Raw genomic sequence first — 12935 nt, 5'->3', positions numbered from 1 at the left:
ATCAGGTCTTTCAACGCTGGAGTATGTCCTTAACAGCCACTTTCTCAAATACCAGGTCTGCCTGGCTACCTTCATAAACAATACCGATATGTTCGTCATCAATCATCGTCAGGCTGGGATAACCGTTCCCGCGTAATTCATCCAGCAGGAGCTGTTTTTGCAGCGGCCAGCTGAGACCTCCGTCCATACTGGCTTTGATGGTCATGTGATGCCTGCCATCAGTCGCATCCGGATTTACAAAAAACAGGATGGGTTTACCCTGGTATATGTGTTTGATGATGGAGGCATTACACACAGGCTCGCGAAGTGCGGAACGGGAAGAGGCATGCTCCGTCCACGTCTCGCCAAAATCACGGGTCGTGCAGACGGTTCGGGATCCTCCCCGGTTATCACGCATGTTCAGCATTAAGGTACCAGGTTCTGATTCTACTACCTGGGCTTCTGTGGTATTGGGGTAGGCCGCTTTACCCATTTTCCAGCTTTGTCCGTGATCCTTACTATATAAAATGGTGGCATGCGGCAAACCGGCCGAATCCTTGTATTGCGCGGGGAAAACGAGGGTACCGTCTGCCATGGTTATACCGCGTCCCGGCCCCTGGAAACATAATCTCCAGGATGGATCTTTTACCTGGCGGGTGATATTGACAGGAGTACTCCATGTTTTACCATCGTCGCTGCTTTTGGACAACATCAGCTGTCCCGTTTCAGCAGGTTCCATCCCTGGTTGCGATGCATTCCATGCACGTTGCTTGGGATACCCATGCAACCAGAGTGCCGCTACCCATATATCACCCGTCTGGCGGTCTACCAATACAGCGGGATCCCCGATACCGTTCTGGTCTTCCGGTTTACCACCATATTTACCCATATCCATGATCACACGCATGGGTTCCCAGCTTTGGCCTCCATCCACACTCCTGCTCATACCCACATCAATATCTTCCTGAAGGTCTACAGCGCTGTTATACCTGATATCATACACCGCAATCAGTGTTCCCGAACGGGTAGTTTCCAGACCGGGTATCCGGTAACTGATCACTTTATCATCGCCTGCATTCCGCAGCGCCGTTCCAATGCGCTGACTGTAGCGGGCAAAATCTGCCTGGGCTGTTTGTATTTTGCCATTCAGCACCAGATTCTTTGGTACCAGATCGATGGTATGCAGCAGATTGGCGCCGGGGTTCAACTCAACTGAAACCCAGAAATAATGGTTACCCTCCTGCAATGTTTGCACACATTTCAAACTGATCTGCCCGGCAGCAGGTGCTGAACTGGCTAGTAGCTGACGGGTAGAAAATGCAGCTGATGAGCCCGTATAATATAACCTTACCTGTTTGAGTTCACGTAATTCTACCGTACCCTTCAGAAGAAGGTTTACTTCCGATAATACCTGCTCAGCCCGGCCATACACAGGTAGGTGCAGACCGATTACAGGATTGTCTTTTTTACCGGTTAAAACGGGAACCCTGTTTTGCAGTACCCCGAAAACGAAACTTCCCGATGGAGATTGAGCGCTCATACGGAAAGGCTGCAAAACCGATAATACCAGTGCGAACAGCAGTATCAGCAATTGTTGTTTCATAAAAAAATTTGCGCTAAAATATAATATGTAATACATAATACATAATTTTAGAGTGGTAATCCGAAAAGAAATATCTTTATTCAACTAAAGATATCCTTATGAGCAAAAGAGAAGGAGCAAGAAATTTACAAAGTAAGCTGAGGCCGATCATCAATTATTCGCTTACTGACCAGGTTGAAACGAAACTGCTGGAGCTTTTTAAAAAAGAAGATCTGCGGAATGGCGATGCTATTCCCAAAGAGAACGAATTGTGTGAAGCGATGGGTGTAAGCCGCACCGTCATCCGCGAGGCGCTGACCCGCTTAAAAACGATCGGACTGATAGAATCGAAGAAGAATAAGGGTATGATCCTAACAGAACCGGATTTGCTGATAGGTCTCGACAAGCTGCTACAGCCAAAAATCCTGAGCGAAGAAACACTGCAGGATATGTTTGAAATGCGCCTGGTGCTGGAAATGGGCATTGCCGAATTGCTGTTCGCCAGGATAAAACCCTCTGATATTGCAGACCTGAAAGCTATCCTCAAAACAGAAAAGGATTATCCCGCTTTGTTTGAGATGGATTTTGAAGCGAGATTTCACGGCAGGATTTATGAAATAGCCCGTAACAATACGCTGGTAAGGTTCCAGTCCATGCTACTGCCTATCTTCAAATATGTACACGACAAAGGTCTGAAACTGAAAGATGAAGAACTGCCCAAAAATTATGTTACGCATGCACTCATAGTAAAAGCTATTGAAACCGGTAATGCGGAGAAATACAGGGATGCCATGAAACGACACCTGAAAATACATTTCGATAAGACCATTAAAATGAGGAAACTCCTCGAATAATCCTTTTCTATGCAAAAAATATCGCGCCTGATTCAGGCACTCGTATTGAGCCTGATCTCTCACCAGGTGATCCTGGCAAATATTACCCTCTCCCCTCTTTTTTCCGATCACATGGTTTTACAGCGCGATGCTCCTGTTCATATATGGGGCAATTGTTCGCCCAATAGTACGATCACAATCAATTTTGCCGGACAAAAAATTCACACCCGCTCCACTCATACAACATGGGAAGCCGTATTGCAACCCATCGCTGCCGGAGGACCCTATACACTGGTCATAGAATCAACCAACCAGATTGTGGTGAAAGATATCCTGATGGGTGATGTATGGATCTGCGCAGGGCAGTCCAATATGCGCTTCAGGGTGAACCAGTCTTTTGATGGCGACATCGCAGCAATGCAGGAGCAGCATCCGAATTTGCGTTTCTCCGATTGGGAAGGCAGCCTGAATCCTATCAATAAACGTTATCCCCTGGATTTCCTGCGGCAGTTAACACCTGCAAATTTTTATACTTCCCGTGAATGGAAAATAGCTGATTCAGCCTCGACCGCCAATTTCTCTGCAGTAGGATATTTTTTTGGACGTACCCTGCAGGAAGCAACACAGGTCCCCATTGGCCTGATCAACAACTCAATCGGTGGCGTACCGCTGGAAACTTATCTGCCCTTAACAGATATTACTAATGACAGTATACTGTATCCTTTGTCAGCCCCTGGTTGGTTACAAAATCCGTTGTACCCTGCTTGGACTGCTGAACGGGTGATGCAAAACCTGGTTGCCTGGAAAGAGGAAAGCCCGCTATCACCCATGCCCATGCATCCTTATCAGCCTGGGTTCCTTTTTGATGCAGCCATTGCCCCCTTACAAAAACTGGCTGTAAAAGGCGTAATCTGGTACCAGGGCGAATCCAACGCCACTTTCACCGCTGACAGCAGTGCCATGGATCCACAGCTCAACAAACACAAACTGTCATTACTGATCCACAGCTGGCGGAAACATTTCAATAATCCCTCCTTACCGTTTGTGATTATACAGCTTCCTGCCATCAAACGAGACTGGGAACTGTACCGGGAAGTACAACTGGCTACAGCCCGCGATATCCCGGCTGTCTCGCTGGTAGTAACGCTGGATCTCGGGCATCCTACAGATGTACATCCCCGCAACAAAAAAACAGTAGGCGAACGCGCAGCAAGAGCTGCATTGGCCAATGTATACAACAGGAAACTGGTTGCAGGCGGACCTCTCTATGAATCGTTCAGAACAGAAGGGAAACATATCATTATCACCTGTAGTAATGCTTCATCAGGACTCAGCACCAGTGATGGCGCTGCATTACGGAGTATCTGGATCTGTGGAATGGATAAAAAATTCTATCCTGCCAGGGCCAGTTTCAAAAAGAACGAGATCTGGTTATCGGCCGAACAGGTGATTCATCCTGTTGCAGCCAGGTATGCCTGGGAAGACAATCCTGTTGACGCCAACCTCATCAACCAGGAAGGTTTACCTGCATCCCCTTTCCGGACAGATTTTTAATTCTTACACCATCATTTTATTCTTCTATTGTGAAAAAGACCTTACTGCTGATTACCTTTCTGTTTACGACAGCCGCTGTCAGCAACACAATTCTGGCACAGGAAACAAATACCTATTACCGGCAACGGGCTTCTCATTTTGAAAGCCTTCCGGATATAAAAGGCAGGATCGTTTTCTGCGGTAACAGCATTACGGATGGTGGTGAATGGCAGGAAATGTTCAATAACACTGAGATCCTGAACCGGGGTATCAGCGGAGATGGTACAACAGGTGTATTGCTCCGCTTGCCAAGCTTGCTGAACATGCAGCCTTCCAAATTTTTTTTGCTGATCGGCGTGAATGACCTGGCTAAAAATATTCCTGTAACACAGGTAGCAGGCAATATCCGGAATATTGTTCAACAGTTTCATGAACAAAGCCCCGTGACAAAAGTCTATTTGCAAAGTGTTTTACCCGTTAACCCGGCATTCACCCAGTTCAGGAACCATGTAAACAAAACAGATTCCATTCTTCAGCTGAACAAAATGATCCGGGACATCTGCCTTGAGGAATCAGCCATTTACGTTGATCTCTTTACGCCATTTTCAGATAAGAACCAGCACCTTGACAGCACCTTGACCAATGATGGTCTGCATCTGACTGGCAAAGGGTATCGCCGTTGGAAATCAGTGGTATTTCCCTCGGTATTCGACCTCTCAACCAAACCCGCGCTGTTACCGGCCCCCAGGGAACTGGTATGGACACCAGCATCCTTCCCGCTGCTGGAAGTGCCGGGCATCAGTACCGACAAACGTTTTACTTCGCAATTAGCGCATTTGAAATCGTTGCTGAACACGAATCACATACCTTATACTGAAGCACAGAATGCCGCTTATAACATCCGCCTCGCCTATAAAAAAATGAAAGATGCCTACCTCGCTGAGGAAGCCTATGAAATTGAAGCCGGAGCTTCGGAGATAGTACTGTATGCCCAGGCAGAAAAAGGCATCTACTACGCGCTGCAAACACTCAGGCAATTGATGCGCGACGGGATCAGTATTCCCGGATGCATCATCAAAGACCAACCCGCTTTTGCGTGGAGAGGATTGATGCACGACGTCGGGCGTAATTTCCAGAGTATCGATCAGTTGAAAATGCAACTCGATATCCTGGCACAATACAAGATGAATATCTTTCATTTTCATCTTACCGAAGATATTGCCTGGCGGCTGGAAAGTAAACGATACCCGCAACTGACAGCAGCTTCGCATATGCAACGTAACCCCGGCGAATATTATACGCTGGAAGAACTGAAAGACCTGATCCAATATTGCAAGGAGCGGTTCATTACGTTGGTACCTGAAATAGACATGCCGGGACACAGCGCTGCCTTTAAACGTGCCATGGGCGTAGATATGCAGAGTACGGAAGGTACCGCTATCTGCAAAAATATCCTGGAAGAACTGTGCCAGGAACTGGATGTGCCCTATATCCATATTGGCGGTGACGAAGTGAAGATCACCAACCGGAATTTTCTTCCGGAGATGGTTGCTACCATCAGACAAACCGGCAAACAGGTGATTGCCTGGGATCCGGGCGGAAACCTGCCACAGGGAACCGTGCTGCAGATGTGGAATGGGCAGACCGTGCCTAAAAAAAGTTACCCTTCGCTCGATTCAAGACATCTTTACCTCAATCATTTTGACCCGATCGATGGTGTTGTCAGTGTGTTCAACCACCAGATCTGTGATGTACCACGGGGCGACAGTAACCTGCTGGGTGCCATTGCCTGCGTTTGGCCCGACAGGCGTGTAAGCAATGAAAAAGACATTCTTACCATGAATCCCGTTTTCCCTGTGTTGCTTACCCTAGCTGAGCGCAGTTGGAAAGGTGGTGGATGGAAAAATTACCGATCAGATATGGACAAACCGGGAACAGAGAGGTACGCCGCATTCACAGAATTCGAGGCACGACTGCTCGATCATAAGAGTACCTATTTTTCTTCGCTTCCCTTTCCCTATGTAAAACAATCAGGCATCCATTGGAAACTGATCGGCCCATTCAACAACGAGGGTAACACCGATGCCGTATTCGCACCCGAACAGGTGATGCTTCCGGACACATCCCTATTATACCCATCGGTTTCCGTATTTGGAGGAACCATCTTCCTGAAACATTTCTGGTCGCCCATGATCGGTTCACACCTGCCGAATACAAAAGAGAACAGCACCTATTATGCATTTACCAGGCTGTATAGCGATCGTGACCAGCAGATAGGTCTTTGGATTGGATTCTATAATATCTCACGAAGTAATCATTCACCAACACCTGTAGCAGGCAAATGGGATAACAGAAACAGCCGCTTATGGCTGAACGGAAAAGAGATACCACCACCCCATTGGAGTAAAGCCGGCAGGATAAACATGGGTATGGAAGAGCCCTTGATTGATGAAGGTTACGAATACAGGCCACCCACAATAGTATGGTTAACAAAAGGCTGGAACAACTTGTTAGTGAAGGCTCCGGTAGCTTCGTTCAAATCATCTGATTGGCAAACACCGGTTAAGTGGATGTTCAGTTGCGTACCGGTAGTTCAGAAAAATGGCATGATGTATTTTCCAGATTCTATCTATACTGATCCGTTGGGAAAATAAATTCCGTTAACCTTATGCATCCTATTCGGGACGTACATTAATCTTACGGGTTTTCTCTGTAATATCAGCAATGATCTGATCCAGTTCGTTGGCCGACTGGACGATATAGTCAAGTATCTGCGTATGATCTTCACGCGGTCCCACCACTCCATCGCTCAGAAGTTTAACCAGGCCCATCAGGCGCGATAGCGGTGCCCGTACTATATGCGACTGTGTCCAGGCGATCTCTTTCAATTGCCGGTTCTGCATTTCCAGTTCCTGCATTACCCGTTTCAGGTCTGTGATATCCTGTACAACAGCTACCAGCTTAGGATGGCCTTGACCTGTTCCCTGCCGGCTGATCTGGCCCTTTGCGAAGACGTATCTTTCGGTTCCATCTTTCCTGATCAGTTTTAATTCGATCGGCTCAGGTTCAGCATTATGCTGTTTTACATAATTGTACCATTCCAGGTAACGCTGTTTTTCTTCATCGGGTAACAGTTCCAGAAACACCTTGATATCGGGTTTGATAGCCCCAGGCTCATAGCCCAGCAACCGGTAAAACTCATCGCTCCATTCTCTTTTTTCTGTTACCAGGTCTATTTCCGTACTTCCCATATGCGCCACCGTTTCGGCCTGGTTCAGGAGATGCTGACTTTTGGCAATTCTTTCCAATGCCTGTTTCCGCTCTGAAATATCTTCCACGATACTGCACTTCATCAGTTCACCATGAAGATCCCTGAAACTGATATTCGTTACCTCACAATCAAACCGGCTGCCATCTTTGCGGATGCCGGTCAATGCTGCTTTTACATCAGGAGTATCCCCAGCCATTGTCAGCTGGTTCATCAATAAAGCAACCTCAGTATCAAATAACTGCTCCCTCTTCAAAGCAAGCAGTTCCTGCTCCGTATAACCGAATAATGCCTGGGCAGCAGGATTAGACTCGATGATATTTCCCTGCGCTGGCGAAATGAATATTCCAAGGATCGCGTTATTGATGATGGCCCGATACTTTTCTTCATTTGCCCTCCGCTGTTGATCGGCCACCCTGATCTCTTGTCGCATACCGACTTCTTTGAGCTCTCTTTCGATCACTTGCCCCAAACGCATGAGATTACCTTTCATCAGGTAATCATTGGCGCCCGCTTTTACCATATTAACGGCCTGCTCTTCGCCTATGGCGCCAGACACGAGGATAAAAGGAATATCCTTTCCCGAGGCATTTACAATTTCTAAAGCCAGCGGACCACCAAAACCAGGGATATGATAATCAGAAATAATGACATCCCAGGCACTGTTTTCCAGTGCCTGGGTAAAATCATATGCATTATCTACCTGTAGACTTTTCAGCTGATAACCCTGCTTTTCCAATTGTCGCAGCAACAGCAGGGTATCTGTTTCATCATCCTCGCAAATCAGCAGTTTCAGTTCGTTCGGCATAACTTGTATTTTGAAACAGCACTTTATTTCCAACGGTTAGGCACCACAACTTCTATCAAAGTGCCCTGGTTCAATCCTGTTGTCAACTTGAGTTCTCCTTTCAATGAATGGGCTCTTTCTCTAAGGCCAATCAGTCCCAGATGGGTGGTTTTCTGGTTGGGATCAAATCCTTTGCCATTGTCTTTGATGACCAGGTGTATATCTCCCTGTTCTTCCCTGATCGATACTTCTACCAGGTTTGCCTGGGCATGACGCATCACATTGGTCATCGATTCCTGGCATATTCTGAAAAATTCTGTTTTAGCTTCAGCAGATAATTTAGTATCATCAAAATCTTCTGTAAAAATGCAGTTGATATGATGGTTTTCCTGCAATTGCTCACACTGCCATCGCAGCGCGTCGTTCAAACCCCGTTGATCCAATGCGATGGGCCTGATAGAAGTGGCGATCCGACGGATTGAAGTGATCATCATATCAGAGAGTTCCATAGAACGGTCAATTTTTTCAAGCGACGCTACACTGATATCCTGTGATTTAAGTTTCAACAGGTGCAGCTGCAGTTGTATAGCCGTTGCCAGCTGTCCGACTTCATCGTGGATCTCCCGGGCGATAAACTTCCTTTCATCCTCCCTTGCATCTTTCAGATGCTGGGAGAGTTGCTGCATTTCTTCCAGTGTATGCCGCAATTTTTGTTCAGCATTTTTCCTTGCCGAAATATCGGCGATCATAGAACAACTTACCTGTTTACCCTCTATATCATGAAATATGACCGAAGCAATCTCACAGGGGAATCTTTCCCCGTTCTTACGAATGCCTGTAAACTCTCCTTTAACACGTCCTTTCCTATCTCGTTCAATGATCTTGGCTTCGAAAAAATCATCAGTGGTATCCAGTAATGAGTAGCGATTCAGCCGGGTAAATTCTTCGCGGGTATAGCCAAACAAAGCAGATGCAGCGGCATTGGATTCCTGTATATACCCGGCGGGAGGGGCCAGAAAGATAGCATACAAAGAATTGTCAATCACCGCCCTATATTTTTCTTCGTTAGCCCTGATGATGCTTTCGGCTTCTTCTTTGGCCTTTCTTACCCTGAACTCCTCCAATTCTCTTTTAACAGCTTCACCTAACCGCTGCAGATTACCTTTCATCAGATAATCACTAGCGCCCTTCTTCATCATCTCCACAGCTGTTTCTTCACCAATAGCGCCCGATACCAAAATGAATGGAATATCCAAACCGGATTTCTTAACGATAGCCAAAGCTTCTACACCTCCAAAACCAGGAATGTTGAAATCAGACAATACTATATCCCAATGTCGTTGAGTCAATGCATCCGTTAATGTATCGGCAGTATCTACCCGCTCACATTCCACATCAAATTCCTCTTTTTCAAGCTGCCTGATCACCAGGGCTGCATCCATTTCATCGTCTTCACAAAGCAATAAACGCAACTTTTTTTTCATAAATCATTATTTAACCGGTGGAGGGGTTTCATTCAGCAATAACCAGTATACACCCAGTTGCTTGATGGCTTCTACAAATTGGTTGAAATCAACAGGTTTCCTGATATAACTGTTCACGCCCAGGTCATATCCTGCTGCCACATCCTGCTCTTCTTTGGATGTGGTTAAAATAACTACGGGAGCCCGCCGGGTAATCACATGCTCTCTTATTCTTTTTAACACTTCCAGCCCATCAATCAATGGTAGTTTCAGATCCAGCAATACCAGGGCAGGGAGGTCTTCTATATCGCGATCGCTGTATTTCCCTTCAGCAAATAAAAAGTCAAGAGCCTCTTGCCCATCTTCCACATGGACAACCGGGTTCAGCAGTTTATTTTTTTCAAATGCCCGCATTGCCAATGCAGCATCACTCGGATTATCTTCTACCAGCAAAATTGTTTTAGAACTCATAACGTATCTTTTATTGTGAAATAAAATGTAGCACCCTTACCCAGTTCAGCTTCAGCCCATACATCACCCTGGTGCAGGCTGATGATCCGTTTGACAATAGCCAGGCCAATCCCTGTTCCGGGAAATTCGCTTTGCCGGTGCATTCGCTGGAATGCACCGAATAATTTTTTTGCGGTCGCCATATCAAAACCCGCACCATTGTCTTTGATAAAAAAGACCGGTTTCCCCTCATATTTCGTTTGTCCGAAAGAGATTTCAGCCATTTCTTTTCTGGAAGTGAATTTGCACGCATTGCTCATCAGGTTGGTGCAGGCAATTTCGAGCAGTTTGGCATCCGCTTTTACCATCAGACCAGGTGCAATGGTAAAGTGAATATTCCGGCCCGGGTTCTCCTCCAACAACCGTTCTGAAATGGTCTTTATGATATCTGAGAGATTTATCCGTGCAGGTTTCAATTCTGTACGGGATATCCTTGACAGTTTTAACAGATCGTCAATCAGGTCTCCCATCCTTTGCGTTTCCGAACGCACTCGGGCAATGTATTGGTTGGCTTTTTCATCCAGCTGAGTTCCGTAATCTTCCTGCAAGGCCAGGCTCCACCCGTCGATACCCCGCAAAGGTGCACGGAGGTCGTGCGACACAGAATAGGAGAATGCCTCCAGTTCCCTATTAGCGGAAATCAGTTGTGCCGTTCTTTCTTCAATAATATGTTCAAGAGAGAGGTTCAGTTTCTTCAACTCTTTTTGCGCCTTTTTCAATTCTGTAACATCAATAATAATCACCATCACCCCATATACCCTATTTCTATCATCTTTCAGTGGAATATAGGATGACATTGTATCACATCCCGCCATACTGTCTTCAATACGCACCTGCTCCCCTGCCAATGCTCTTTTAAATATGCCCAGAATCCTCTCTTCCCGGTCAGGGGTAACAATATCCACAACCTTTTTCCCAAGCAGATCTGTTTTGTGATACCCGAACTTCTCCAGCATATCGCCTTCCAACAGGGTATACACTAGGTTCTCGTCCAGCAAACAGATGGCAGACCCGGGAATATTAGAAGCGATGGTCCGGTAAACCCTTTCACTTTTCTCCAGTAACTGTTCCGATATCTTTCGTTGGGTAATATCCTGCAGATTGGCCACAATCGCTTTTACGGCATCGTCATCCAACAGGTTCGTCAGAAAACCTTCGTGCCATATATAATGACCATCATAATGCCGGAAACGGAAACTGATGGGAATTGGAATACCCTTTTCCTTTTGTACCCGCTCAAAAGAGCGGTTGTAGGAAGGCACATCATCGGGGTGTACCCGTGAAAGCCGGTATTCGGCAGAATTATCTCCCACAAGTCCAACTGCCCTTCTGGCTGAGGGGCTTCGGTAGAAGGTAGCAAGGCTAGCATCCATCAACAGAACTATATCATGGCTGCTTTCGATCACACCACGGAAACGTTTCTCACTCTTGGCAGTAGCTTCGTTGAGCAGGCGGACTTTCTCGTCCACTTCTCTTTTTGCCGTTACATCCGCCGAAAGTACAAATATGCCTTCGGGAACCGGTTGTACACTGATCTCAAACGTCTGAACCGATTGATCCGGAAACTCAAATTTATTTTCAAGATGAATTGGCTGCCTGTCTTTCAGGCATTGCTGGTAAGACTGGTAGATGGGTGACTGTTCTACACCCGGATACAACTCGGGCAGTGTTTTCCCGATCATTTGTTCCTTGGTGAACTTGGCCTGGCTCGCGAGTTTATCATTCACATAAATAATGGTACCATCAAAGCCGATGATCTGCACGCCCTCCATCATGGTATCCAGTGTATGCCGGTAACGGGCTTCACTTCTCTGTAATTTGTCTTCCGCTTCCTTCTGGCTCGTAATATCAAGGCTCATGATAAGCCTTGCTTTTTTACCCTCGAAGTCAATATCACTGGCATTCACACCAACACGGATACGGGTACCATCTTTTTTTATATGCTCCCATATACCCCTGTTGAAAGTCTTGTGAGGATCGATCTCAGGCGATTCACTCTGAAACCGCTCCTTCTCTTTTTCTGTTCGGATATCAGCGGCAGACATACTGAGAAATTCCTCTCTTGAATAACCGTAGTTATCAATAGCAGCCTGGTTCACATCAAGGTAGCGGTAACCGGGGATCTCCACCACGAACATGGGCAATGGACTCTTTGCAAAATAATTCCGGTACTTTTCCGCTGCTTCTGCCAATATCTTCTCTTCCCGTTTCCGTAAGGTAATATCGTGTACAAGCTTGGATATGCCGATCAGCCGTCCGGCCATATCTTTTATGGGCGATAAGGAGATCGTAACCTGGATACGTTTCCCACCCTTGGTTATCCGTTCAGTTTCGTAATTTTCCACTTTTTTCCCTGACCGTATATCGGCTACCAGCTGCGCTTCTTCCATGAGCAGTTCCGGAGGTATGAGTATGGAAATTCTTTTTCCCAATAACTCCTGTTGGCTATATCCGAATAATCTTTCCGCACCGGGATTGCATCCTGTGATCTTCCCCGACAGGTCTTTACTAAGTATCGCATCATCGATGGATTCAATGATCCATTCCTGCAACTGTTGCTTTTCTTCCTTTTCTTTTTTTTCCGTGATATCTACACTGATCGATAATGATTTTGCCAGTTCGCCACTTCCTGAAAACAATGGGATGATGGTAGTGTCCATCCAGAAAAAAGAACCGTCTTTCCGTTTGTTCTTGATCTCTCCCTTCCAGATATATCCGGAATCGCTGGCTTTCCATAAATCATCAAAAAACGCCTGGTCGTGATAACCTGAAGCGAGGATTCTCCGGTTCTCTCCAAGTAGTTCTTCGGCTTGATAACCACAAACCGAACAAAACATATCGTTTACATATAAAAACACGCCCTCTTTGCTGATCAGGGCGATCATTTGTTGGGGATTTTCCAGGATAAGATCAGACAACTGTAACTCCATCTTTCAGCAATGGTTTTATATTCCTATCAAGAACAGGGCTTCCTTAATAA

Annotated in this window: 8 protein-coding genes; 3 read left to right on the top strand and 5 right to left on the bottom strand. The window is 46.2% G+C overall.

Annotated elements, in window-relative coordinates:
- Window positions 1–10: 10 nt before the first annotated feature.
- Window positions 11–1582 (bottom strand): exo-alpha-sialidase, encoded by a 1572-nt coding sequence (locus ACH3Y6_RS06765; protein WP_490834840.1) that lies wholly within the window; start codon window positions 1580–1582, stop codon window positions 11–13.
- 98 nt (window positions 1583–1680) lie between these two features.
- Between ACH3Y6_RS06765 and ACH3Y6_RS06760 the strand changes: the two genes are divergently transcribed.
- From ACH3Y6_RS06760 to ACH3Y6_RS06750, 3 genes are read left to right on the top strand one after another with little or no spacing between them, the layout of a single operon-like run.
- Window positions 1681–2415 (top strand): FadR/GntR family transcriptional regulator, encoded by a 735-nt coding sequence (locus tag ACH3Y6_RS06760; RefSeq protein WP_490834839.1) that lies wholly within the window; start codon window positions 1681–1683, stop codon window positions 2413–2415.
- Between the two features lie 9 nt (window positions 2416–2424).
- The gene (locus tag ACH3Y6_RS06755) at window positions 2425–3948 is read left to right on the top strand and encodes a sialate O-acetylesterase (protein ID WP_490834838.1); all 1524 of its coding nucleotides are present in this window, start codon (window positions 2425–2427) and stop codon (window positions 3946–3948) included.
- Window positions 3949–3977: 29 nt separating this feature from the next.
- Entirely contained in the window at window positions 3978–6581 is a 2604-nt protein-coding gene (locus ACH3Y6_RS06750) for a family 20 glycosylhydrolase (RefSeq protein WP_490834837.1), read from the top strand.
- 21 nt (window positions 6582–6602) lie between these two features.
- On the opposite strand, the gene ACH3Y6_RS06745 is transcribed toward ACH3Y6_RS06750, so the two are convergent.
- Genes ACH3Y6_RS06745 through ACH3Y6_RS06730 form a run of 4 tightly spaced genes read right to left on the bottom strand, consistent with a single transcriptional unit; the run spans window position 6603 to window position 12885 of the window.
- On the bottom strand, window positions 6603–8003 hold the full coding sequence (locus ACH3Y6_RS06745) for a PAS domain-containing protein (RefSeq protein WP_490834836.1): 1401 nt from the start codon (window positions 8001–8003) through the stop codon (window positions 6603–6605).
- A 23-nt stretch (window positions 8004–8026) separates the two neighbouring features.
- Window positions 8027–9466, bottom strand: a complete 1440-nt coding sequence (locus ACH3Y6_RS06740; protein ID WP_490834835.1) for a PAS domain-containing sensor histidine kinase — start codon at window positions 9464–9466, stop codon at window positions 8027–8029.
- Between the two features lie 6 nt (window positions 9467–9472).
- On the bottom strand, window positions 9473–9916 hold the full coding sequence (locus ACH3Y6_RS06735) for a response regulator (RefSeq protein WP_490834834.1): 444 nt from the start codon (window positions 9914–9916) through the stop codon (window positions 9473–9475).
- Window positions 9913–12885 carry a PAS domain-containing sensor histidine kinase gene (locus ACH3Y6_RS06730; protein WP_490834833.1) on the bottom strand — a complete coding sequence of 991 codons (2973 nt, stop codon included), beginning with the start codon at window positions 12883–12885 and terminating at the stop codon, window positions 9913–9915. The genes ACH3Y6_RS06735 and ACH3Y6_RS06730 overlap by 4 nt, the downstream gene beginning before the upstream one ends.
- Window positions 12886–12935: the final 50 nt, after the last annotated feature.

The organism is Sediminibacterium sp. FW305-C-269 (assembly GCF_058231045.1).
This window is presented reverse-complemented; position numbering and strand designations above follow the sequence as displayed.